The 24,599-nt window shown below is 59.0% G+C and carries 20 protein-coding genes and 1 riboswitch; of the genes, 18 read left to right on the forward strand and 2 right to left on the reverse strand.

Translation table 11 applies throughout. The features are described 5' to 3' along the window. The first annotated feature begins 193 nt into the window (after positions 1–193). Genes AC6I6H_RS07085 through AC6I6H_RS07095 form a run of 3 tightly spaced genes read left to right on the forward strand, consistent with a single transcriptional unit; the run spans position 194 to position 2,281 of the window. Positions 194–865, forward strand: coding sequence for a cob(I)yrinic acid a,c-diamide adenosyltransferase (locus AC6I6H_RS07085; RefSeq protein WP_497953110.1), 672 nt, complete (start codon positions 194–196; stop codon positions 863–865). Beyond that, positions 862–1,878, forward strand: coding sequence for an RluA family pseudouridine synthase (locus tag AC6I6H_RS07090; protein ID WP_497953041.1), 1,017 nt, complete (start codon positions 862–864; stop codon positions 1,876–1,878). The genes AC6I6H_RS07085 and AC6I6H_RS07090 overlap by 4 nt, the downstream gene beginning before the upstream one ends. Before the next feature lie 40 nt (positions 1,879–1,918). Continuing rightward, a complete protein-coding gene (locus tag AC6I6H_RS07095; protein WP_497953042.1) occupies positions 1,919–2,281 on the forward strand; it encodes an arsenate reductase family protein in 363 nt (120 codons plus the stop codon). A gap of 88 nt (positions 2,282–2,369) precedes the next feature. On the opposite strand, the gene AC6I6H_RS07100 is transcribed toward AC6I6H_RS07095, so the two are convergent. Next, complete coding sequence (locus AC6I6H_RS07100; RefSeq protein ID WP_497953043.1) at positions 2,370–3,362, reverse strand: Gfo/Idh/MocA family protein; 993 nt, start codon at positions 3,360–3,362, stop codon at positions 2,370–2,372. Positions 3,363–3,570: 208 nt separating this feature from the next. On the opposite strand from AC6I6H_RS07100, the gene AC6I6H_RS07105 reads away from it, so the two are divergent. The 3 genes from AC6I6H_RS07105 (at position 3,571) to AC6I6H_RS07115 (ending at position 7,414) form a co-directional block, all read left to right on the forward strand. Further along, positions 3,571–4,446, forward strand: coding sequence for a 5'-3' exonuclease (locus tag AC6I6H_RS07105; protein ID WP_497953044.1), 876 nt, complete (start codon positions 3,571–3,573; stop codon positions 4,444–4,446). Between the two features lie 156 nt (positions 4,447–4,602). Continuing rightward, entirely contained in the window at positions 4,603–6,288 is a 1,686-nt protein-coding gene (ilvD, locus tag AC6I6H_RS07110) for a dihydroxy-acid dehydratase (RefSeq protein ID WP_497953045.1), read from the forward strand. Between the two features lie 136 nt (positions 6,289–6,424). Next, entirely contained in the window at positions 6,425–7,414 is a 990-nt protein-coding gene (locus tag AC6I6H_RS07115; RefSeq protein WP_497953046.1) for an HRDC domain-containing protein, read from the forward strand. 182 nt (positions 7,415–7,596) lie between these two features. On the opposite strand, the gene corA is transcribed toward AC6I6H_RS07115, so the two are convergent. After that, entirely contained in the window at positions 7,597–8,532 is a 936-nt protein-coding gene (gene corA, locus AC6I6H_RS07120; RefSeq protein WP_497953047.1) for a magnesium/cobalt transporter CorA, read from the reverse strand. A gap of 403 nt (positions 8,533–8,935) precedes the next feature. Continuing rightward, a riboswitch (SAM riboswitch) is annotated at positions 8,936–9,057 on the forward strand. A 109-nt stretch (positions 9,058–9,166) separates the two neighbouring features. On the opposite strand from corA, the gene metA reads away from it, so the two are divergent. The 12 genes from metA to aroF all read left to right on the forward strand — a co-directional run bounded on the left by metA (position 9,167) and on the right by aroF (position 24,387). Beyond that, a complete protein-coding gene (gene metA / locus AC6I6H_RS07125) occupies positions 9,167–10,078 on the forward strand; it encodes a homoserine O-acetyltransferase MetA (RefSeq protein WP_497953048.1) in 912 nt (303 codons plus the stop codon). Positions 10,079–10,102: 24 nt separating this feature from the next. Beyond that, positions 10,103–11,260, forward strand: a complete 1,158-nt coding sequence (locus AC6I6H_RS07130; RefSeq protein WP_497953049.1) for an aminotransferase class I/II-fold pyridoxal phosphate-dependent enzyme — start codon at positions 10,103–10,105, stop codon at positions 11,258–11,260. Between the two features lie 7 nt (positions 11,261–11,267). Next, positions 11,268–12,455 carry a MalY/PatB family protein gene (locus AC6I6H_RS07135; RefSeq protein ID WP_497953050.1) on the forward strand — a complete coding sequence of 396 codons (1,188 nt, stop codon included), beginning with the start codon at positions 11,268–11,270 and terminating at the stop codon, positions 12,453–12,455. A gap of 204 nt (positions 12,456–12,659) precedes the next feature. Beyond that, complete coding sequence (gene mqnC / locus AC6I6H_RS07140) at positions 12,660–13,799, forward strand: cyclic dehypoxanthinyl futalosine synthase (protein ID WP_497953051.1); 1,140 nt, start codon at positions 12,660–12,662, stop codon at positions 13,797–13,799. A 92-nt stretch (positions 13,800–13,891) separates the two neighbouring features. Beyond that, positions 13,892–14,806, forward strand: coding sequence for a sporulation protein YtxC (gene ytxC, locus AC6I6H_RS07145; protein ID WP_497953052.1), 915 nt, complete (start codon positions 13,892–13,894; stop codon positions 14,804–14,806). Between the two features lie 386 nt (positions 14,807–15,192). Further along, complete coding sequence (gene thrS, locus AC6I6H_RS07150) at positions 15,193–17,151, forward strand: threonine--tRNA ligase (protein WP_497953053.1); 1,959 nt, start codon at positions 15,193–15,195, stop codon at positions 17,149–17,151. Positions 17,152–17,313: 162 nt separating this feature from the next. Further along, on the forward strand, positions 17,314–17,970 hold the full coding sequence (locus AC6I6H_RS07155; protein ID WP_497953054.1) for a 3D domain-containing protein: 657 nt from the start codon (positions 17,314–17,316) through the stop codon (positions 17,968–17,970). 275 nt (positions 17,971–18,245) lie between these two features. Then, positions 18,246–19,796, forward strand: coding sequence for a S1C family serine protease (locus tag AC6I6H_RS07160; protein WP_497953055.1), 1,551 nt, complete (start codon positions 18,246–18,248; stop codon positions 19,794–19,796). A gap of 124 nt (positions 19,797–19,920) precedes the next feature. Further along, positions 19,921–20,610, forward strand: a complete 690-nt coding sequence (locus AC6I6H_RS07165) for a response regulator transcription factor (protein WP_497953056.1) — start codon at positions 19,921–19,923, stop codon at positions 20,608–20,610. Between the two features lies 1 nt (position 20,611). Beyond that, complete coding sequence (locus AC6I6H_RS07170) at positions 20,612–22,108, forward strand: sensor histidine kinase (protein WP_497953057.1); 1,497 nt, start codon at positions 20,612–20,614, stop codon at positions 22,106–22,108. 74 nt (positions 22,109–22,182) lie between these two features. After that, complete coding sequence (locus tag AC6I6H_RS07175) at positions 22,183–23,127, forward strand: 4-hydroxy-3-methylbut-2-enyl diphosphate reductase (RefSeq protein ID WP_497953058.1); 945 nt, start codon at positions 22,183–22,185, stop codon at positions 23,125–23,127. A gap of 201 nt (positions 23,128–23,328) precedes the next feature. Beyond that, positions 23,329–24,387 carry a 3-deoxy-7-phosphoheptulonate synthase gene (aroF, locus tag AC6I6H_RS07180; RefSeq protein ID WP_497953059.1) on the forward strand — a complete coding sequence of 353 codons (1,059 nt, stop codon included), beginning with the start codon at positions 23,329–23,331 and terminating at the stop codon, positions 24,385–24,387. Positions 24,388–24,599 lie beyond the last annotated feature (212 nt).

The raw sequence follows: 24,599 nt of genomic DNA on the forward strand, positions 1-24,599 counted from the left end.
CAGGCGAGAGGTTTTTTTGCGGACAACATGAAAGTTTCTGCCCGTTTCAGTCGAAAAGCTTGCGAAAAGAAGGGGTTCCGCCGGAGCGGAGAAGCCGACGAACCCGCCGAAGAATGATCGGTCGGCGGCCGCAGGATTTGGTTTTGGACAAGCGGTATGAGATGATAATGAGCATGGAAGGCGGGGGATAATGATGAAGCTGTACACCAGAACGGGAGATGCCGGACAAACCTCGGTTATCGGAGGCCGCGTTGACAAGGACTACGCCCGCGTGGAAGCCAACGGGACGATTGACGAGCTGAATGCTTTTGTAGGCCAGGCCGCCGCACAGCTGGATGCCGCTCGGCATGCCGATTTGCGGGAAGACCTGGTCCGCATCCAGCACGAGCTTTTCGATTGCGGCAGCGACATCTCCTTGTACGCCGGGAAGCCGCGCAAAGAGCGGAACGAAGGGGCGGAAGAGGAGAAGGAGGCTCCCGCCCGTGAAAAGGCCGCCAACCCGGCGGTTCCCGATGCTTCCCGCCTGAAGGTCAATGAGCGGATGGTGGAAGCGCTGGAGGCCATGATCGACCGTTACGATGCGGAAGCGCCCCCGCTCACCCGGTTTATTTTGCCGGGGGGGAGCGCTCCGGCCGCTGCGCTGCATGTATGCCGGACGGTTTGCCGCAGGGCGGAGCGGAGGGTGGTGACCCTTGCCAAAACCGAGCCGGTTAACGCGGATGTGATCCGTTACCTGAACCGGCTGTCCGATTTTTTCTTTGCCGCCGCGCGGGCGGCAAATGTCCGCGAAGAGCATCCGGATACGGAGTATATTCGGGGGGCGGAGGTATTTGCTCCGCGTACGGGAAGGAAGACGGATTCTTGAACGAAGAGACAAGCTATTATCCGCCGCTGGCCTACACGGTGCCTCCGGAGGATGACGGACTGCCGCTGCGGACGATCCTGCGCGGCCGGATGCGGCTTTCCCGCCGGCTGATGACGCGGCTGAAAACCGTACCGGAGGGCATTACGGTAAACGGGGAACGCAAGTACATGGACATTGCGGTCCGCGCCGGAGACCTCGTGGAAGCCCGTATGCCGATGGAGCAGTCCGAGGACATTTTGCCGGAGCCGATGGAACTGGACATTTTGCACGAGGACGAGCATCTGCTGATCGTGAACAAGCCGGCCGGCGTGATCGTGCACCCGACGCACGGCCATTATACGGGAACGCTGGCGAACGGGGTGGTGGCGCATTGGCTTGCCAAGGGCGAACAGGTCCGGTTTCGTCCGGTGCATCGCCTCGACCGGGAAACCTCCGGCGTGCTGGCGGTGGCGAAAACCGCTTACGTGCATCAGCACATTTCGGAGCAGATGAAGCGCGGTCAGGTGGATAAGGCTTACATCGCTCTGGTCCATGGACGGGTGCAGGAGGAAAACGGAGTGATTACCGGCCCCATCGACCGGGACAAGGACCGCCCCCGGCTGCGCGTTGTGACGCCGGACGGCTATCCGGCCGTAACCCGCTATGCCGTGGAGGCCGCCTACCCTGCCGGATCGGTGGTGCGCATCCGGCTGGAGACCGGCCGAACGCACCAGATTCGGGTGCACATGCGCCACATCGGGCACCCCTTGATCGGGGACAAGATGTACGGTCCCGGCGGAGAGTGGGAAACGGGGATTGTGCCGACGGCCGAGGAGCTTGCCGAAGCGAAGCCGGCGGCCGGAACCGGTGCGTTCTCGCGCGTGGTACTCCCGATCGCCCGGCAGGCGCTGCACGCGTGCGAGCTCGGCTTCATTCATCCCGGAACGGACCGGAGGATGACGTTTGCCGCCGGCCTTCCGTCCGATATGCAGGCGACGGCGGGGCTTTTGTCCCGGCTGGAGCCCGAAGAATAGGAAGCGGCGTCATTATGAAACCGAAAGGAGTGCCGATCACATGAAAGTAACCTTTTACGGATACCCGAAATGCGGCACCTGCCGCAAAGCGCAAAAATTTCTCGAAAACGGGGGCTTGCTGGTAGAGGCCGTTAACCTGGTCGAAAGTCCGCCATCCAAGGAAACCCTTGCGGACCTGATCGAAAAAAGCGGGCAGGACCTGCAGCGTTTTTTTAATACTTCCGGCGAGGTGTATCGGGAGCTTGGCCTGAAGGATAAGCTGGGAGACATGAGCAGGGACGAAAAGCTTCAGCTGCTCGCTTCCAACGGAAAGCTGATCAAGCGGCCGATCGTGACGGACGGCGTCCGGGTAACGGTCGGCTTCCGGGAAGAGGAATTCGCTAAGTGGACAGGCAAAAAATAAGCGGAGGACCGGCGCTGCCGGTTCTCCGCTTATTTGTTTGCGTGCTCTGACGCCTCTGCCGGAGGGCGGCTTTCACGGCGTTGCCCGCTTACGGAAGCAGCTCGCCCGGCAGCACGCTGCGCCCCTCGGCGGCCGACAGCGTGGACGCTTCCATCAGCGCCGTCAAGTCGCGGGCGATGGCGATGTTCTCGTCCGCTTTGGTCCCGTTTAGAATGTGGCCGACCCACTGGGCGAATGCCGGTTCCCGGTCCGCCTCCAGCGGCAGCGTGCGCCAGCCGGCGTCATCCGCTTCCGTGCGGAGGTACAGCCTGTCCTCTTCGGGAGCTCCGTACAGCAGCGTGCCTTTGGTTCCGTTGATCTCAATGGCGAAAGGAGACCGTGCGTTGACGAAGCCGGCTTCGACAATGGCAATCGCCCCGTTGGCGTAGCGGAGCACGGACACCGCATTGTCCTCCACTTCCTTGCCGGTCACCGAGCCGAAGGTGGCGGAGACCGAGTCCGGCATGCCGAGGAACAGCCGGGCCAGGTACATCGGATGGCAGCCAAGGTCGATCATGGCGCCGCCGCCGCACTGCTCGCGGCTGAAGAAATGCTCCGGCAGCCAGCCTGCCGTCGCGCCCGCGTGCGCCAAGCGGATGCGGACAAGAGTGACGGTTCCGAGCGAGCCTTCCTCAAGAACCTTCCGTACGGCTTGTGTGGACCCATGGTTTAAGCGGGGCAGGGAAACCGTGAGCTTCACGCCATTTTCCTCTACGGCCGCAAGAATCTCGTTCACCTCCCGCACGGTGGGGGCAACGACTTTTTCGGTAAAAATGTGTTTCCCGGCCCGGGCCGCGGCTGTCAGAACCTCGCGGTGCAGATTGGTGGGAGCGTCGACAATAACGGCGTCGATGGAAGGCTCGGCGAGCAGGTCCTCCAGCCTGGCGTAAAAAGGAATGCCGCGTTTGCCGGCCTCCGCCGCGCCGCGTTCCGGATTTTCGTCCCATACGGCGACGATTTCCGTCTCGGGGTGGCGGTCGGCCAGTTCGGCGTATTCGTGCGCATGGACATGCCAATAGCTGAGCATTGCGGTTCGGATCATCGGGATAATACCGCCCTTCTCTGTGTTTGATCGCCTCTATCATACCGGACTCTGCGGGGAAGCGAAAGAGCGGCGGCAAACAAAATAGAAGCAAGGCCAAAATTGGCAGACCGGGTGAATGGTTCGGAACCCCAGGATTGTTTATAATGAAAAGATGAAAACAAGGACAGGCCGGCGCATGCCGGCGGTGGCCATAGGAGAGAACAAAATGAACGAAGAAAACCGCCCTTCCCTGATGCTGGTGGACGGAATGGCGCTGCTGTTCCGCGCTTATTACGCTTCGGCGGTGACGGGCTATATCAAACGGACGCAAGACGGTGTGCCGGTCAACGGCGTTTACGGCTTTGTCCGCTATTTGCTGGACGCGATCGACCGTTTCCGGCCGACGCATGTCGCCTGCTGCTGGGATATGGGGAGCAAGACGTTCCGCACCGAAAAATTCGAAGGCTACAAGGCCAACCGGATCCAGCCGCCCGAGGATTTGCGGCCGCAGTTCGATCTGGTCAAGGATGTAACCGAGGCGTTCGGCATCCCGAATATCGGCATTCCGGGATACGAGGCGGACGATTGCATCGGTACGCTGGCAAGGCTCTTTTCCCGGGAACTGAACGTGTTTGTGCTGACCGGCGACAACGACATGCTGCAGCTGGTGGACGAGCAGGTAGCGGTGATTATTATGAAAAAAGGAGCGGGCAACTACGCGGTATACACCCCGCAATCCTTGCTGGAGGAAAAGCAGCTGACGCCCGCGCAAATCGTCGATCTGAAGGGATTGATGGGCGACACCAGCGACAATTACCCCGGCGTAAAAGGCATCGGCGAGAAAACCGCGCTCAAGCTGATCCGCGATTTTGTTTCCATCGAAGGCGTGCTGGAGAATTTGCCGGCGCTGCCCAAAGGCGTGCGGGCCAAAATCGAAGCGGAGCTGGAGATGCTTCACTTGTCCCGCGAGCTGGCTCGCATCGACTGCTCGGCTCCGGTGGAATGCCTCCTCGAGGACTGCCTCTGGCAGTACGACCGCGAGCGGGTGGCGGAGAAGTTCGCCGAGCTCGAATTCGGAGGGTTACTGAAGCGAATTATATAACTGGACCGAAACCGGCAGGGGGACCGGAAGAAGCTCATAGAACAAGCCTATGATCGCTATTGGAAAAAGCTATTGCCCGGAGAGCGGGAAAGCCATGTCTTTTTGGCCCAAAAGTGATAGAATTGGAGCAAGATTTTCGGGGGAGGATGAAAAAGCATGGCCAAAGAGAAATTGAGAAGCGACATGATCAAAAAAGGCTTCGACCGTGCGCCTCACCGCAGTCTGCTGCGGGCGGCCGGCGTTAAAGAAGAGGATTTCGGCAAACCGTTTATCGCGGTTTGCAATTCGTATATCGATATTATTCCGGGGCACGTTCACCTGCAGGAATTCGGCAAGCTGGTCAAGGAAGCGATCCGGGAAGCGGGCGGCGTCCCTTTCGAGTTCAACACGATCGGCGTGGACGACGGCATCGCGATGGGGCATATCGGCATGCGCTATTCGCTGCCGAGCCGCGAAATCATTGCCGACAGCGTGGAAACGGTCGTCAATGCGCACTGGTTTGACGGGATGGTCTGCATCCCGAACTGCGACAAAATCACGCCCGGCATGATTATGGCGGCGATGCGGATCAACATCCCGACCATCATGGTCAGCGGAGGGCCGATGAAGGCGGGCCGGGACAGCAAAGGCAAGGCGCTTTCGCTGACCTCCGTATTCGAAGGCGTCGGCGCGTACCAGGTGGGAAAGATCGACGACGCGGCGCTGCTCGAGCTGGAGCAGTACGGCTGTCCGACGTGCGGCTCCTGCTCGGGCATGTTCACCGCCAACTCCATGAACTGTCTGGCGGAAGGAATGGGGCTGGCGCTCCCCGGCAACGGCACGATTCTGGCGGTCGCCGAGGAACGCAGGGAATTCGTCAAGCGCTCCGCGCGCCAGCTGATGGAGCTGATCAAGAAGGACATCAAGCCGCGCGACATCGTCACGATCGAAGCGATCGACAACGCGTTCGCCCTGGACATGGCGATGGGCGGCTCCACCAATACGGTGCTGCACACGATCGCGATTGCCAATGAAGCCGGCATCTCGTACCCGATCGAGCGGATTAACGAAGTGGCGAACCGGGTTCCCCATCTCGCCAAGATCGCTCCCGCTTCGGATTACCACATTGAAGACGTGCATAACGCGGGCGGGGTCAGCGCCGTTCTGAACGAGCTGCTCAAGAAACCGGGCGCGCTGAACGGCGACTGTCTGACCGTTACCGGCAAAACGCTCCGCGAGAACGTGGAAGGCTGCGAAATTCTGGATCAGGACGTCATTCATCCGCTCGACAACCCGCACAGCGAACGCGGCGGCCTGGCCGTGCTGTTCGGTAATCTGGCGCCGGAAGGAAGCATCATCAAGGTCGGTGCGGTCGACAAATCGGTCGGCGGACGCCATGTCGGCCCGGCCATCTGCTTTGATTCCCAGGATGAGGCGCTTGCCGGTATCGCGAACGGCAAGGTGAAGGAAGGCCATGTTGTCGTCATCCGCTATGAGGGCCCGAAGGGCGGCCCCGGCATGCCGGAAATGCTGGCGCCCACCTCGCAGATCGTCGGCATGGGTCTCGGCGCCAAGGTCGGGCTGATCACCGACGGCCGGTTCTCGGGCGCTTCGCGCGGCATCAGCATCGGACATATTTCGCCGGAGGCGGCGGAGGGCGGTCCGATCGCGTTTGTGCAGGACGGGGATATCATCGAGCTGGACCTGATCGAGCGCCGGATCGAGCTGAAAATCAGCGACGAGGAGATGGCACGGCGGCGCGAAGGCTGGCAGGGCTTCGAGCCGAAAATCAAATCCGGTTACCTGGCCCGCTACTCCAAGATGGTCACCAACGCAAGCATGGGCGGCATTTTGAAAATCTGACGCTTTATCTTGCCAAACCATTCCGGTTATAGTAAAATCGGGTTATATCAGAAAGAACGGGAAGCACCTTTTCTGCTTGGCGGAGAGGTGCTTTTTTTCGTTCTTTCTTTTTTATTTCCATTGCGGAGGTGCAGCGATGAATCTGATTTTTTTAAGCAGTTTTACGGGAAAGCCCAACCAGCAGGAGGCTCGTGAGGCCAAGGTGGCCATTTCGGAAGAAGGAGGCAGCTGGCGGGTGCTTTGGCGCGAAACGGTGTACGGAGGGGAAGGCCGGGAAGAAGTATGGTATGAGGGCGCAGGGTGGCGGGACATGCTGGAAAGCTTCCGCGCGGGCTTAAAGGCCAAGATGGCGGACGGCTTTACCCCCCTTATCGAGCAGCCCGCCGTGCGGGAAGAGAGATTTCCGTCTTTCACCCGGAAAGTGCAGCTGCTGCAATATTACAGCGAGCAGCATTACGCGGAAGAAGCGTTTGAGAAGCTGCGGGAATGGCGGAAGGAAGTTTCGCGCAGCGAAAGCAAATCGGCCTATTTTATCGCTTCCAACCGGATGCTGCAAATGTTCGCCGCCTTCCTGCCGCATACCCTGGACGAGCTGGAGCAGATTCCCGGAATGGGGGACAACCGGCTCCGGGACTACGGCGCTTCCATCCTGGATATCACGCGCCAATACAGCCGCACCACTCCTTTTCCGCTGCATTGGGTTCCCGATCAGGTCGATCCGGCGCTGTTTGCGGAATGGCAGGACGAAGCGGAGAAAACAAAGGAGCGCTTGACGGAAGAGAAACGGGAAATCAAGAAAAAGCTGCTCAGCGAAATCGCACAGGGAGCCGGTTTGGCGGAATTGGGCAAAGCGCTCAAGCGGAACCGACGCGATATTTTATTGGCAGTGGAGGAACTGGACAAGGAGGGGTATGATGTCAGCCGGTTGGTGGAAAGCGAGCTGGCCGAGGTGGACCGGGACATACAGGGCAAAGCGGATCGCCTCTTTCACGAGTTGGGCGACCGGTATTTGAAGCCGGTGGTCACCGGCTTGTTCCCGGAAGCAAAGCCCGGGGACAAGGAAACCGACCGGGCTTACGAATGGCTTCGGCTGTACCGGCTCAAGTTTCGCCGCCAGCCCGCTTAAACGATGAATTCGGCGGACTGCCGGCTTCTGCATAAAAAGGTCCTGGAAGGAAATCCGGGCGATAAGCTGACGTAGTTCCCTACTCCGGCCCAATCAAAAAGCCCGCATTTTCCGGTTGGCACAAGGCCGGTCGGGAAATGCGGGCTTGCTGGCTGGAACAGGCTCCGATGCGCACGAACCGTTCATAGCCAATCCTTTTTGCGGAAGTAGAAGAAGATGGCGATGCCGATTACGATAATGCCCCCGATTATGGCTGCTTCTCCGAAATAATTTTCGGCGCCCGGCAAATAATCGAGGTTCATTCCGTAAAAGCCGGTAATAAAGGTGAGCGGCATGAAGATAACGCTGATAGAGGTCAGCACGCGCATGATTTCGTTGGCGCGCGTGTTGATGCTCGACTGGTACGCTTCGCGCAAGTTGCTCATCAGGTCCCGGAACGTCTCGAACGTATCGGTGATCTTGACCGCGTTCTCCCATATGTCTCCGAAGTACTTTTGGAGCTGGTTGTCGATCAGCCGCAGCTCCTTCCGGTTCAGCGCCGCGATCAGATCCCGCTGGGGGGCCAGATTGCGCTTCAGCCAGAGAATTTCGCTTCGCAGACCGACAATTTCATTCAAATGGGTTTTCCGGGTGTTCATCAGAATTTCTTCTTCCAGGCTTTCGATGCGGTCTTCAATCCGGTCGCCGACCAGAAAGTAGTTGTCCACCACAAGGTCGATCAGGTGGTACAAAAGCCGGTCCGGCGTATCTACCTCTTCTTCCCAGAGAATCGGCTTCAGCTTGCGGATTTCGTTGATTTTATGCTTGGTGACGGTGATGATGTAATAGCGGCCCAGGAAAAGATTGAGCGGTCGAAGGAAAATTTCCTCGTCGTCAAAGCGGATGCTGTTTATAACGATAAAATAATGAGTGTCATAAATTTCAATTTTGGGGCGCTGCTCTTCTTCCGTCATGCAGTCCTCTACCGCAAGCTCGTGCAGGTGGTACAAAGGCTGCAGAAGCTCCAGCTCTTCCGGCTCCGCGTCAATCCAGTAAAAGCCCGTTTCCGGCGGGGCGACGCATGCGGACACGTCTTCCATCAGGGTAAATACACCGTTTTGCACCAGGCGTACCTTCATGGGTTTCACTCTCCTTCTTCTGCTTATTTTGGGCAAAAGAGAAGAAACAGCCGGCACGCGAGGCGAAATTTGGGGTCAGGACATGTGCGGACACCGGCTGTTTTCGTTTTCTTTTGTCAGACAAACGACAGGCATCGTGGTACTCCTAGGTCGGTCTCCGTCCATTACCTTTCACACCCCTTTGGTTTTAAATTACCCGAGCCCCCTGAAGGACAAGGTCTCCAACCCACTTATTATACCGTGGAAGCTATCGGGCATCAAGGGATTCCCCGCCACAGCATATGCATTTGTTTTTGGCCCGTGCGGCTGCACTCGGCATGAAAAAATTGTTTGCTCCGGCCGCTTTATTTTTCTTGACTCCAGGCCGATAAACCATAATAATGAAGACAATTGAATAACAACTCTTTTATCAAGAGTAGGTCGAGGGACAAGCCCGATGACACCCGGCAACCGGCAACCTTTGAATTCAAGGGGCGCACGGTGCTAATTCTTGCAGGAACGGCAAACGTTTCTGACAGATGAGAGAGGCATGCGAAACGATCAGTTACCAACGGCCTTTCTCTATACGGAGAAGGTCTTTTTTATTCTTTTTGGTCAACAGATAATAACAGATAATCACAAGGAGGGGCCGAACGTGCCGATTAAAATTCCGGATCACTTGCCGGCAAAAGAAATACTGAATCAGGAAAACATCTTCGTGATGGACGAAACGAGGGCGTACCACCAGGATATCCGCCCGCTCAAAATTGCGGTGCTGAACCTGATGCCAACCAAAGAAACGACCGAAACCCAGCTGCTCCGGCTGATCGGCAACACGCCCCTTCAGGTCGAAGCCGTTCTGGTTCAGCCCAAAACGCATCAGTCCAAAAATACGTCCGCCGAGCACCTCAAAGCGTTTTACAAAACGTTTGAAGACATTCGGCACCAGCAGTTCGACGGCATGATCATTACCGGTGCTCCGGTCGAAACGCTGCCCTTCGAGGAAGTGAACTACTGGGACGAGCTGACTGAAATCATGAGCTGGGCAAAGGAACGCGTCACCTCGACCATGTATATTTGTTGGGCGGCGCAGGCAGGCTTGTACCATCACTATGGCGTTCCGAAGTACCCGGTCCCGGAAAAAATCTTCGGCGTGTACCCGCACACGGTGGAAAAACGCAACGTCAAGCTGCTTCGGGGCTTCGACGATCTGTTTTACGTTCCGCAGTCGCGGCATACCGAAGTCCGGCGGGAAGATATCCTGCAGGTGCCGCAGCTGGAGATACTCTCCTCCTCGGAGGAGGCCGGCGTCTATCTGGTCGCCTCGCGGGACGGCCGCCAGGTCTTCGTAACCGGCCATTCGGAATACGATCCGCTGACGCTGAAATGGGAATACGACCGGGATGTCCAGCGCGGGCTCGACATTGCCATTCCGAAAAACTATTACCCCGGCGACGACCCGACCCGCGAGCCGCTGACCCTTTGGAGGGGCCACGCCAACCTGCTGTTCTGCAACTGGCTGAACTACTACGTTTACCAGGAAACGCCGTACGACTGGAGCATCTAACCCATAGCCGAGAGGAGACCCCACATGAAAATCGAAAGCCGCTTGGCCCAGATCGGTTCCGTCCAGGAGCCGGTAACGGGAGCAATCAATTTCCCCATTTACCACTCCACCGCTTTTCGCCATCCCCGTCTCGGGGAAAGCACCGGCTTCGATTACATCCGCACCAAAAGCCCGACCCGCTCCGTTCTGGAAGAGGCCGCGGCGGAGCTGGAGAGGGGAGACGCCGGATTTGCCTGCAGCTCGGGCATGGCGGCGCTGCAAACGGTCTTCGCCTTGTTTCAGCAGGGCGATCACCTGCTGGTTTCCCTCGATCTCTACGGCGGAACCTTCCGGCTGCTGGAGCAGATCATGACGCGCTTCGGCGTGACTTCCTCCTATGTGGATACCAACGATCTGGACGCGCTGGAGGCGCACCGCAAGCCGAACACGCGAGGAGTTCTGATCGAAACGCCGACCAACCCGCTCATGATGGTCACCGATCTGGAAAAAGTAAATGCGTGGGCGAAACGGCACGGGCTGATCACGATTGTGGACAATACCCTGCTCACACCGTTTTTTCAACGGCCGCTGGAACTGGGGTGCGACATCGTCGTGCACAGCGCGACCAAGTACCTTGGCGGCCACAACGACGTGCTGGCCGGACTGATCGTGACCCGGGGCAAAGAGCTGTCGGAGCGCATCGCCTTTTTGCACAATTCAATCGGAGCCGTGCTGGGTCCGCAGGATTGTTGGCTGCTGATGCGCGGAATGAAGACGCTCGCCCTGCGAATGGAGCGCCATCAGGACAATGCGCTCGCCGTCGCCCGCTTCTTAAGCGGTCATCCCGCCGTCGACCAGGTATTCCACCCGGGCCTGTCCGAGCACCCGGGCTATGAGATTCAGCGTAAACAGGCGTCGGGCAATACCGGGATCTTTTCGTTCAAGGTGAAAAAGGCCGCTTATGTGGAGCCCATCCTGCGCCATATCAAGCTGATCGCTTTTGCCGAGAGCCTGGGCGGCGTGGAGTCGCTGATGACGTATCCGGCGGTGCAGACGCATGCCGACATTCCGGAGGAAATCCGCCGCCAGGTGGGCGTGGACGACCGGCTGTTAAGATTCTCGGTCGGCATTGAGCACGCGGACGATCTGATCGCCGATCTGGACGGGGCGCTGGAAGCGGCAAGGCAGGAAAAGGGGGAGTAAAACGGAGATGACAAAGCCGTACGATTTTGACAAGGTGATCGACCGGCGCGGGACCGCGTCTTACAAATGGGATCAATCGGAGGTTTTGTTCGGCCGGGAGGATATCATGCCGCTATGGGTAGCGGATATGGATTTTGAGCCGCCCCGGGAAGTCGTTCAGGCGGTAAAGGAACGGGCCGATCTCGGCATGTACGGCTATACGGTGCGGCCGGAGTCCTACTATGAAGCCATTATCGGCTGGCTTTCCCGCCGGCATGGCTGGCAGGTGCAAAAGGACTGGATCACGTCCAGTCCCGGCGTCGTTCCGGCGCTGAGCGTATCCGTGCTTGCCCTGACGGAGCCGGGAGACCGGATCATTTTGCAGTCTCCCGTCTACTATCCCTTCTATGATGTGATCCGCTCGAACGGGCGGGAGATCGTAGACAACCCGCTTCTCGTGAAGGAGGGCCGGTTCGAGATCGATTTCGACCTGCTGGAGCGGCAGGCGGCGGACGGAGCCCGGATGCTGCTGCTCTGCACGCCGCACAACCCGGGCGGCCGGGTCTGGACCCGCGGCGAGCTGGAGCGGATCGCGGACATCTGCGTCCGTCACAACGTGCTGGTGATCGCCGATGAAATCCACCACGACCTCGTGTACCCGGGGCACAAGCACATCCCGTTCGCCTCGCTTTCGGAGGCGGCTGCGGGCCTCACGGTTACCTGCATCGCCCCGAGCAAAACGTTCAACCTGGCCGGCCTTCAGGCGGCCGTCGCGATTATCCCGAATCCGCAGCTCCGCGCCAAATACAACCGGCTGCTGCGGACGCTGTCGATTCACATGGAAAGCTTTTTCGGCCTGACCTCCGTGGAAAGCAGCTACAACCACGGCGACGACTGGCTGGATCAGCTGATGGTTTATCTGGAGGGCAACCGGGACGCGCTGATCGCCTACCTGAAGGAGCACCTGCCCGAGGCCGTGCCGATGAAGCCCGAAGCCACCTATCTGGTGTGGGTGGACTGCCGGGCGATTTCGGAATCGCCGCAGGTACTGAAAGACCTGATGTTCCAAAAAGCCGGCGTCGCTTTCAGCGAAGGCTCCGTTTTCGGCCAGCAGGGCGCCGGGTTCCTGCGGATCAACATCGCCTGCCCGCGCGCGTTCCTGATGGAAGCGCTGGAGCGGTTTGTCCGCGCCGTCAAGGAAACAGACGCCGGGTAACCGGCGGAGGTCCGCGGGATGAGGAGCGGAGCGGCTTGTCCTTGTCCGCTTCGCGTCGTCACACGCTTCACCGTCTGCAAGCCGCCGCCTCCATGCGGCGGCTTTTTGCTTCGGTCGACTCGACGGCCCCGCATATGCTACCATAATAGAAAATATGGAAAGCCGGTAGAGCAAGCCGCCCGGCTGCAAGGAGGACATAGAGCATTGCGCACGATCGACGCCATTTTGGAGAAAGCGCTTGCCGGAGGCAGGCTGAACACCGAGGAGGGCGTGGCTCTTTTCGAATCCGATGAAATCGAGAAAATGGGCGCCGCCGCCGACCGGATCATGCGCAAATGGCATCCGGAGCCGGTCGCGACCTTCGTAATCGGCCGCAACATCAATTATACGAACATTTGCGATACCTACTGCCGGTTTTGCGCGTTCTACCGGCCGCCGGGCTCCAAGGAAGGTTATGTGCTGCCCGACGAAACGATTTTCCGCAAAATCCAGGAAACCCTCGACGTTGGCGGAACGGAAATTTTAATGCAGGGCGGGACCAACCCCGAGCTTCCCTTTTCCTACTACACCGACCTGCTGCGGGAGATCAAACGGCGGTTCCCGGGCATTACCATGCACTCCTTTTCGCCGGCGGAAATCATGAAGATGCAGGAAGTATCGAACGGGCTGTCCCTGGAGGAAGTGGTGCGCGAGCTGCACTGCGCCGGTCTTGATTCGCTTCCCGGCGGCGGCGCGGAAATTCTCGACGACCGGACGCGGAGCAAGATCAGCCGCAAAAAGGGCTCGTGGAAAGACTGGATGAACGTGATGGAAACGGCGCATCGCGTCGGCATGACGACAACCGGCACCATGGTCATCGGCTTTGGGGAGTCGTTCGAGGAGCGTGCGCTTCATTTGGAGCGCATCCGCGACGCCCAGGACCGGACGAAGGCGGCGGGACTGCCGAGCCGCGGCTTCCTGGCCTTCATACCGTGGACCTTCCAGCCGGACAACACGAACATGAGCAAAACGGAGAAAGCGACGCCTGAGGAATACCTGAAGACGCTGGCGGTCAGCCGCCTTTTTCTGGACAACATCCCGAACTTCCAGGCGTCCTGGGTTACGATGGGCCCCGAAATCGGCAAACTTACGCTTTCTTACGGGTGCAACGACTTCGGAAGCACCATGATCGAGGAAAACGTCGTTTCCGCGGCGGGAACGACGCACAAGGTCAACATCGGCCAAACGCTGGAGCTGATTCGTCAGGCGGGCAAAACGCCCGCGCAGCGGGATACCCAGTACCGCATTCTGCGCACCTTCGACGGAGAAACGGCTGTGGACAAGGACTTTATCATGCAAAATTAGTGCCAAATACTTGATTGTATATCCCCTTTCGGCCCGCCATATACTCTAACTGTACCGATATGGCACGGAACGGCGAGGGGGGGAAGCACACGATGGACCACTACACCATCGCAATGATGAACACTTCCGGAACGAAAGCGGCAAAGCTGCGGGAGAAGCTGGACCGGCAATTGTCCGGTCTGTCCTGCGGCGTCAAGCTGGAAGAAAAGGTATATGCGCGCCACCAGGTCATTCGCTGTCTGAACCCCGGACAGGAAAAATGGAGCGCGGCCGAGCGCAAAAAGCTCCGGCGCGAGGTGAGCCGGGCCATTGCCTGGTATATTCTGGAGGACGAAGAGGAAACCGTTCTCCGCGGCATTTTCACCCGCTGCTATTCGTATTCCGCCGAAGCCGATCTCGACAAGCTGCTCTCGTTTACCCGCCAGACGCCGGAAGAGCCGGAAACGCCGGCAAAGGAAAAAGTCCATGCGATCCGCCGCTTTCGCGGCATGGCGGAGGAAATCGAAGCCTGTTTGCAGAGCGAAAGCATGGTGAACCTGGACGGCCTGCTCGCCTTCCGGTTGTCCGGCTACCGCCGGGATATGAAGCGGACCGCCGATTATGCGGTGGACGAGTTTTTGATGGATAAGCAGTATCAGGAGTTTATCGCCCTGCTGAAATATTTTGTTTATATCCAGAAGTCCAAAACCGCCTCCGTGCATCTGCTGCACAAAGAGGGGACGGAATTTTTGCTCCTGGACGAAAAGCTGGACCCGATTGATCCGGCTTCGGCGGACGGCGGCGAAATGACGATGGAAACGCTGGAGAAGGAACTGAATTTCGAGGATCTTATTGTCAGCACGCTCATAACGGTCGCGCCGGCGCGGATTTATATCCACACCCGGAGCCCCGAGCTGCCGGTCCTGCAAACGATCCGGCAGATTTTCGAGGAGCGCGTGCTATTTTGCGACTGCACGATGTGCCAGCTTTTTGGCGAGAAACGGCTGCAGGATCACATATTGACCTGAAGCCGCCGCCGCCCCGAAGTAGCGCCCCGCTTGACTGGCGGCGGCGTTTTTTCTTATAATATGGGAGAAATCTGCATGAACCAGCCGAAGCGATGACCAAAGACATGAATTCGTCCGGATGCGGCCCAGCGAGAGGAGAACGGTGCAAGCTCCTTCCGAGAAACGGCGGATTTACCCCTTTGCAGCTGCGATAAGGAACTTTCGGGCCAAACGGCCGGAAACAGTATTTACCGCCGGGTCATTCCCGATATCGAATGCCGAAGGACCGGATTCCGCTTGTAGGGCGCCGGTCGAATAAGGGTGGAACCACGAGCTTAAAACGCACTCGTCCCTTGGGACCGTGCGTTTTTTATTTTTCCTTTTTTGAACCTGGGAGGAGAGTTTACATGTTGATCAAAGCGACATTGCCGGACGGATCGGTGCGCGAATACGAAGCGGGCGTTACGCTTGACCGCATCGCCGAATCGATCAGCCCGGGCCTGAAGAAAAACGCCGTCGCCGCCAAAGTGAACGGCAAAACGGCCGATCTGCCGACGGAGCTGCAGGAAGACGCGGCGGTAGAAATCCTGACGCTGGACAGCCAAGAGGGCTTGGAAATTATGCGGCACAGCACCGCTCACCTGCTGGCGCAGGCGATCAAGCGCATTTACGGAGCGGGCAAGGTTCACCTGGGCGTGGGACCCGTTATTGAAGACGGGTTTTATTACGACATCGACCTCGATACTCCGATTTCCTCCGAGGATCTCGGAGCCATTGAAAAGGAAATGGAAAAGATCGTCAAGGAAAACCTGCCGATCACCCGGCGCGAGGTGACGCGGGAGCAGGCAATCCGCATTTTCGATCAGCTGGGCGATCCGCTCAAGCTGGAGCTGATCAACGATTTGCCGGAGGATTCAATCATCAGCATTTACGATCAGGGCGAATTCTTCGATCTGTGCCGGGGGCCGCACGTGCCGTCCACGGGCCGGATCAAGGCGTTCAAGCTGCTGAGCGTGGCCGGAGCTTACTGGCGCGGCGACGCCAAGAACAAAATGCTCCAGCGCATTTACGGCACCGCCTTCGTCAAAAAAGCGGAGCTGGACGAATACCTGTTCCTGCTGGAGGAAGCCAAGAAGCGCGACCACCGGAAGCTGGGCAAAGAGCTCAAAATCTTTACCTTCTCCAAGGAAGTCGGCCAGGGGCTGCCGATTTGGCTGCCAGCCGGCGCCAAGCTGCGCCGGACGATGGAGCGTTACATTGTCGACCTGGAAGAGCGGCTGGGCTACGACCACGTTTACACGCCGGTGCTGGCAAACGTTGAGTTGTACAAGACCTCGGGCCACTGGGAGCACTACCAGGAGGACATGTTCCCGCCGATGCAGCTTGACAATGAAGAGCTGGTGCTCCGCCCGATGAACTGCCCGCACCACATGATGGTGTACAAGAGCGACATGCGCAGCTACCGCGACCTGCCGCTGCGCGTAGCCGAGCTGGGCACGATGCACCGTTATGAAATGTCGGGCGCCTTGACCGGTCTGCACCGCGTCCGCGCGATGACGCTGAACGACGCCCATATTTTCTGCCGGCCGGATCAGATCAAGGAAGAGTTCGCCCGCGTCGTCAACCTGATCAAGCGCGTGTACGAGGACTTTGGCATTACGGATTACCGGTTCCGTCTTTCCTACCGGGACCCCAACGACACCGAAAAGTATTTCCCCAACGACGAGATGTGGGAAATGTCGCAGCGCATGCTGAAGGAAGTCGTCGAGGAGCTCGGACTCCCTTATTACGAAGCGGAAGGCGAAGCGGCATTCTACGGCCCGAAGCTGGACGTGCAGATCCGCACGGCGCTGAAGAAGGAAGAGACCTTGTCGACCGCGCAGCTCGACTTCCTGCTGCCGGAGCGCTTCGAGCTGGAGTATGTCGGCGACGACGGCCAGAAGCACCGCCCGGTTGTCATTCACCGGGGGATAATCAGCACGGCCGAGCGCATGACCGCGTTCCTGCTGGAGAACTTCGCCGGCGCGCTGCCGACCTGGCTGGCTCCGGTTCAGGCGCGCGTCATTCCGGTAACGACGGCGGTGGAAGGGTACGTCAAGGAAGTGACCGAGAAGCTGCTCGACGCCGGCATCCGCGCCGAATACGACGGGCGCAACGAAAAGCTCGGCTATAAAATCCGCGAAGCCCAGATGGAAAAAATCCCGTATATGCTCGTCGTCGGGGAAAAAGAAGCCGCCGAAAGCAGCTTCTCCGTCCGCAAACGGGGCGAAGGGGACCTGGGCGCCAAGAGCGTGGACGAAACCGTCGCGCTTATCCTGGCGGACATTGAGCGCAAAGGAAGAAGTACGCAAGCGAAGGATGCTTAGGAATAAGCCTTTTTAAAAAAGACTTTTTGAGAAGGCCCGGACGCCGTTTTCCGGGCCTTTTTGCGTCCGGCTGCATAAAACGGCGGAAAACCCGCATGCTAGGGAGGAAGGAAATCCGAACAGACGCCGATCATTCGTTTGGCGAAAGGGTGAAGATCAGCGATGATAGCCGGATTTACAAAACCGGTACGGCGGGCGGCCGCCATCGGCTTTCTTGTCGCGGGGCTGGCTGCCGCTGCGGGGCTGGAGGAGACGGGAGCGGCGGAATCGGCGAGGAACCGCAAGCCGGACGCCGCCGCAGCCGTCAAGTCTACCGGTTCCGCCCCCGCTGCGGGGTCCGTCCGGGAAAAGTCCGGCCCGGCCGCAAAGCCTGCCGCGGCCGTTACGGAGAGCAAGACCGGCGCGGCGTTTGCTTTTCTGGAGCCGCGCCATTTCGAGGCGGTTGAAGTTATGGCGACCGGGTATTACGCCGGCCCCGAGTCCACCGGCAAACGTCCCGGCCACCCGGAATACGGCCTTACCTTTTCGGGGGTCAAGGTACGGAAGGGACTGTTCTCGACCGTGGCGGCGGACCCGCGGGTTTTTCCGATCGGAACCATTTTGTATATTCCGGGTTACGGTTTCGGCGTTGTCGCCGACACGGGCAGCGCCATCAAAGGCAAAAAAATCGACCTTTATTTCGAAACGAAGCAGCAGGTATACGAGCTTTGGGGCAAGAAAAAGGTGCGGGTGTCCGTTCTCCGGCGAGGAGAGGGAACCGTGACCGAAGCAATGCTTGACGCTTTGAATGAGGGCGCGGTTACGGGGCAGGCAGAATAGGAACACGGGAAACCGGGGGATGGCCTCCGGTTTTTTTGCGTGCCCGTCCTTTTTTTGGGGTAAAAAACACTATAATGATAAGAGCCGATGCCATGCGGCCGCCCTGCGGCTCAGGAGCTGAATTTGCAGCTTTGACGGGGCATTTTGAACAATTTAGCTATTCTTTAGCTTCGTTTAAGGTTCGGTTAAGCTAGAATGGTGATAATGGTTTTGTAGAGGTTCCCAATACAATGAACGAAAGAACTCATAGACATCTTCAAGGAGGAACGATTGGTATGGAAGACAACAGACGCGATTACGGAGAAAACGGTATGAACGGCATGAACCGCGAAGCCGGCGAAGAGAAGGAACGTTCCGGTGCTTGGGAAAAGCGGGAAGAAAGCGAATCCTACTATTATTCGTACGGGCCTTATAAGTCCCCGTCCGCAGGAGCCGGCCGGATGGAGGAGGAAGCGCGTGAAAGCGTCGAAGTGACGCCGCCCAAACCGGTACGGCCGCTGGAGCCGCCGGTTGTGCCGGCCCGGACCCAGCCGGCGGCCGGACAGTGGACGGCCGGCAAACCGCCCAAGCGCTCGCGGGTTCGCGGAACGTTCGCCACCATTCTGGCGACGGCGGTTGTGGTCGGCGGCCTGATGTTCGGCGCCGACCGGTACAACCTGTTTACGCCGGAGCAGCAGGCGGCGACGGCGAATACATCTGCCGCAGCCACGACAACAACGGCGCCGAAGGAAAGCGGCCAGAACGTCGCGCTGGACGTTGCCCGGCCGGACAACATTTCCACGATCGTGCAGAACTCCAGCCCGGCGGTCGTCAAGATCGAAACCTTTGTGACCCCGCAGCAGTCGCAGCGGAGCCAGTCCTCGCTGTTCGACGACCCGTTCTTCCGCCAATTCTTCGGCGACGATTACCAGGGCGGCACCCAGCAGCAGCCGCAAAGCAGCGAGCCGGAGCCGGCCGGCATGGGCTCGGGCTTCATTTTCGAGAAATCCGGCTACATCCTGACGAACGAGCACGTAGTCGCCGACTCGGACGAGATCAAGGTCTACATCGAAGGGCATGACGAGCCGTATACGGCGGAGCTGCTCGGCAACAGCGAGGAGCTGGACCTGGCGGTCCTGAAGATCGAGGGCGATTCCGATTTTCCGACGCTTCCGCTCGCGGCCAATCTCGACAACCTGAACGTCGGCGACTGGGTGGTTGCCATCGGGAACCCGTACGGCATGGACCATACCGTAACCGTCGGCGTGCTGAGCGCCAAAGAACGCTCCATCCAGATCCAGGACGGAAGCACGGTCCGCAATTATTCGCATCTGCTGCAAACGGACGCTTCCATTAATCCCGGCAACTCCGGCGGTCCGCTGCTGAATCTGAACGGGGAAGTCATCGGCATCAACACGGCCGTTAACTCGCAGGCGCAGGGCATCGGCTACGTCGTCCCGATCACGACGATTAACGAAGTGGTCGACAAGCTGAAAAACAATGTGGAAATTCCGAAGGAGCCGGTACCGTTTGTCGGCGTCACGCTTGGGGCCATCGACGAGCAGCTGAAGCAGGACCTCGGCCTCTCCAGCACTGAAGGCGCCGTCGTCAGCGAAGTGGCGGTCCGCACTCCGGCCTTCAAGGCGGGCGTCAAGGTCTATGACGTGATCACCGGCGTAGACGGAAAGGCGGTCAAGAGCAGCGAAGCGCTGGTGACCCGGATCCAGGAATACAAAGTCGGCGACAAAGTGACCCTGAACATTATCCGCGACGGCAAGAAAATGGATATTCCAGTGACAATCGGAGACCGAAACACCTATCAGCAGAGCCAGAGCACGAACGAGTAATCCCTGGCGCACGGCTTCGGCTGACATCAAGGGGCAGACCGGCGGACCCGTCCGCGGTCTGCCCTTTTCGTGAGGCGAACGCCTTCCGAATTTGGTACAATAGAAGGTAAAGTGAGGGATCGGAATGCGGGAACAAATCCTGGTCATCGACGACGACGAAAAAATTACCTCCATGCTGCGGCGCGGTCTCGCTTTCGAAGGGTATTCCGTGACAACGGCGAACGACGGGCTGGAGGGCTTGAAGCGGGTTATGGAAACCGATCCGCAGTTAATCATCCTGGACGTGATGATGCCCAAAGTGGACGGCTGGGAGGTTTGCCGGCGCATCCGCGAGAGCGGCAGCGCCACTCCAGTCCTTATGCTGACAGCCAAAGACGAGGTGTCCGACCGGGTCAAGGGCCTGGATATGGGAGCCGACGATTATTTGATCAAACCGTTCGCCCTGGAGGAGCTGCTGGCCCGGGTGCGCGTGCTGCTGCGCCGCCGCAGCGATACGCCGGCGCCGAAGGGCAACAAGCTGGAATATGCCGACCTGCTGCTCGATCCGGACGCCCGGGAGGTGTTCCGGGGCGGCTTCCGCGTGGAGCTGACGACGAAGGAGTTTGATCTTTTGCAGCTTTTTATGCAGAACCCCAACCGGGTGCTGTCCCGGGATCTGATCATGGAGAAAATCTGGGGCTTCGATTACAGCGGGGAATCCAACGTGCTGGAGGTCTACATCGCCCTTCTCCGGCAGAAGACGGAGGAGCACGGCCACAAGCGGATCATTCAGACCGTCCGGGGCGCCGGTTATGTGTTGAGGGGAGACGTCTAGCATGACCATCCGCATGCGGCTGACGCTTTGGTATACTTCCTTGCTTGCGGCGCTTCTCTTTTTGTTCGGCGTTTCCCTGTACACCTTTCTTTCCATTACCTTGTACGACAATCAGGACAAGCAGATGGCCCAGCTTGCGGAGGAGGTCAACAGCGGCGTCCGCTGGACCTGGTATCCGCTGACCAACACCTTCGAGCCGACGCCGCTGCCGCAGGTTTCGCCGGTGTACGCGCTTTATTTTATTCAGGTTATCAGCCAGGATGAAACGGTTTCGCCTGTCGGCAACATGCAGGGCCTCCTCCTGCCGAGGACGGAGGGCATGCTGCGGGAAACGTCGCGTGGCAGCATTTATATCCAAAACGTGACGATCGGGTCCACCGCCATTCGGATGTACAACCGGCCCGTCTTTCAGAAAATCGGGCAAAATCAGCAGCCGGTCTTTGCCGGCGTGATCCAGATCGCCGTGCGCGTGGACGATACGCTGCTGCTTTTGCGCCGGGTCGCGCAGGTGCTGATTATTTTCGCCTTGTTCGTCATCGCCGCCGCGGCGACGACCGGCTGGTATCTGGCGCGCAAGGCGCTCCAGCCGATCGAGCAGGTGACGCGGGAGGCCGCTCTCGTGCAGGGCGGCAACGACCTTGGCCGGCGTATCGATTACGACGGCCCGCCGGACGAAATCGGCCAGCTGACCAGCACGATCAACGGCATGCTGGCCCGGATCGAGTTCATCTACCGCGAGCTGGAGGAATCCAACCGGATGCAGCGGCGGTTCGTTTCCGACGCCTCTCACGAGCTGCGCACTCCCCTGACGACCATCCGGGGGAATGTCGAGCTGCTCGAAAAGGTATGGCACAGCCGGGACGGGGCGGACAGCCCGATCAGCGAAGAGGAGAAGCGGACGTTTTCGCTGGAGGCGATCGAGGATATCGCCGGGGAAGCCAGCCGGATGAGCCATCTGGTCAACGATTTGCTGGCGCTTGCGCGTGCCGATGCCGGGATTACCATGCACAAGGAGCAGACCGATTTTCACGCGCTTGTCGAGGATGTTTGCCGCAAGGCCACGCATCTTCCCCGCGCAGCCGAATGGAAAGTGGGCGACCTGTCGGTGCTCGCCGGCTCCTACGTGTATGGGAACGCGGATTACTTGCGGCAGATGCTGTTCATCTTTATCGAGAACGCGTTCAAATACACGCCGAAAGGCGAGGTAGTGCTCGAAGGCATGCAGACGCCCGGCCAGGTCGGCATTGCGATCCGCGACACGGGCATCGGCATGGCGAGGGAGCAGGTGCCGCATATTTTTGAGCGCTTCTACCGGGCGGACGAATCGCGCGGCAAGACCTCCGGTACGGGGCTTGGCCTGTCCATCGCCAAATGGATCATCGACGAGCACGAAGGCTCCATCGAGGTGACGACGCGGCTGGGCGAAGGGAGCGAGTTCCGCATCTGGCTTCCGGCCACGGAGGTCGTGAAGGAGGAAGCGGAGCCGGAGCATTTGTAGACCGCCGGCCCAGCCGTTATACTGAAGAGGCCGGAAAAGCTTGCAATAATACGGCAGGGGAGAGTGCGACCAACGTGGAAGTTGTGAAAATATCGCCGCGCGGTTACTGCTACGGGGTGGTGGACGCCATGGCGCTGGCCATGAGCGCCGCCCGCAACCTGGATTTGCCGCGCCCGATTCATATATTGGGCATGATTGTGCATAATGCGCACGTCACCGAGTTTTTCGAGGAAGAGGGCATTATTACGCTCGACGGCGCGAACCGGCTGGAGATTCTGGAGGGGATCGACAAGGGCACCGTGATTTTCACGGCGCACGGCGTCTCCCCCGAGGTGCGCCGGCGGGCTGCGGAGAAGGGGCTTACGGTGGTGGACGCGACCTGCCCGGATGTTACCCGGACCCATGACCTGATCCGCGACAAGACGGCGGAAGGCTACGAAATCATTTACATCGGCAAGAAGGGGCATCCCGAGCCGGAAGGCGCCGCCGGCATCGCGCCCGGCCGCGTGCATCTGATCGAAAAGCCGGAGGAGATCGATCTTTTGGCGGTGGAGGCGGAGCGCATCGTCATCACCAACCAGACCACCATGAGCCAATGGGACATCAAGGACATCATGAACCGGCTGCTGGCGCGTTATCCGCATGCGGAAATCCACAATGAAATCTGCCTCGCTACCCAGCTGCGGCAGGAGGCGGTGGCGGAGCAGGCGAAGGAAGCGGATCTGGTGCTGGTGGTAGGCGACCCCCGAAGCAACAACTCCAACCGACTGGCCCAGGTGTCCGAAGAAATCTCGGGCGTCCGCGCTTACCGGATTGCGGACATCACCGAGTTAAACCGGGACTGGCTGGCGCCGGCGCGCAAGGTGGCGGTCACCTCGGGGGCGTCGACCCCGACGCCGATCACCAAAGAAGTGATCGCCTATTTGGAAAAATACGATCCGCAAGACCAATCGACATGGGAAATCGTCCGAACCATTAACAAGAAAAAGCTGATTCCGGCTCCGAAGGCCAAAGCTTAAGGCCGGGTCATGCAGCGTTCGGGAATTTTGAATAGGGAAGCTCCGCCGAGGCGGGCTTCTTTTTTTTGCGCTTCACCGGCGCGATAAATGCCATTGACAAAATGGGCGGCTGCCTGTTATGATCACTTTAACGATTAAAAGCGTATAAGCGTTGAAGCGGGAAAATATCGAACCATTAATCCAGTAAACGGGGGAACCGAAATGATCGTCATTACGTCCAATCAAGTGCCGGAGGACCGCATCGCCGAAATCGTGCGTTTCATCGAGAAGCATGACGCAAGGGTGCATTTGTCGCGGGGGGAAGACCATACCGTCATCGGCATCATCGGCAAAATCGACCCGTCGATGGCTGAGCAGCTCCGCCAAATGAACGGGGTCCAGCAGGTCGTCAAAATTTCGAAGTCGTATAAGCTCGCCAGCCGGGATTTTCACCCGCAGGACACGGTCATCGACATCAAGGGAGTGCGCATCGGGGGAGCGGACTTGGTGGTGATGGGCGGCCCCTGCGCGGTGGAATCGCCCCGGCAGATCGACGAGATCGCCCGCCTGGTGAAGCAGGCCGGCGGACAGGTGCTGCGCGGCGGCGCGTTCAAGCCGCGCACCGGCCCCTACAGCTTCCAGGGCGTAGGCGTCGAGGGGCTGGAGATGATGGCGGAAGCGGGCCGGAAGCACGGGCTGCTGACGATTACCGAGGTAATGACACCCGAGTACGTGGACGTATGCGCCAAATACGCCGATATTCTTCAGATCGGCACGCGGAACATGCAAAACTTCGATCTTCTGCGCAAGCTCGGCACCATCCAAACGCCGGTGCTGCTCAAACGCGGCTTCAGCGCCACCTACGACGAGCTGCTGAACGCGGCCGAATATATTCTTGCGGGCGGCAATCCCAATGTCATGCTTTGCGAGCGGGGCATCCGCACGTTTGAAACCTATACCCGCAACACGCTTGATCTGGCCGCAATCCCGGTTTTGCAGCAGCTCAGCCACCTGCCGGTCATTTCCGATCCGAGCCACGGCACCGGACGCCGGGAGCTGGTCGAGCCGATGGCGAAGGCTTCGGTTGCGGCCGGCGCCAACGGATTGATTATCGAGATGCATACCGACCCGGACAACTCGATGACCGGCGACGGGGTTCAGTCGCTGTTCCCGGATCAGTTCGCCGCGCTGCTGTCCGATCTGGAGAAGCTCGCTCCGCTGGTGGGCAAGCGGTTTGAAACGCAAAAACAGCCGGTGCCGGCAGGGTCTTGGGCGCTTTAAGAAACAGGCTAATCAAACCTTTTTATAACCGGGCAAGCGAAGGGCGTTCATCGCCTTCGCTTGTTGGCGTTATGTCTGCGGGTTTCTTCAAAAACCCGCACCGCTGCAAGGAAAATACCGGTTTATTCTTGAACGCCAGGTGTCATCATACCTTACATAGTCGTAAAAAATAGCTGACATAAGTATTGACGGCATAAATCGATGGATTTATA

It is taken from the genome of Gorillibacterium sp. sgz306347 (assembly GCF_059735245.1).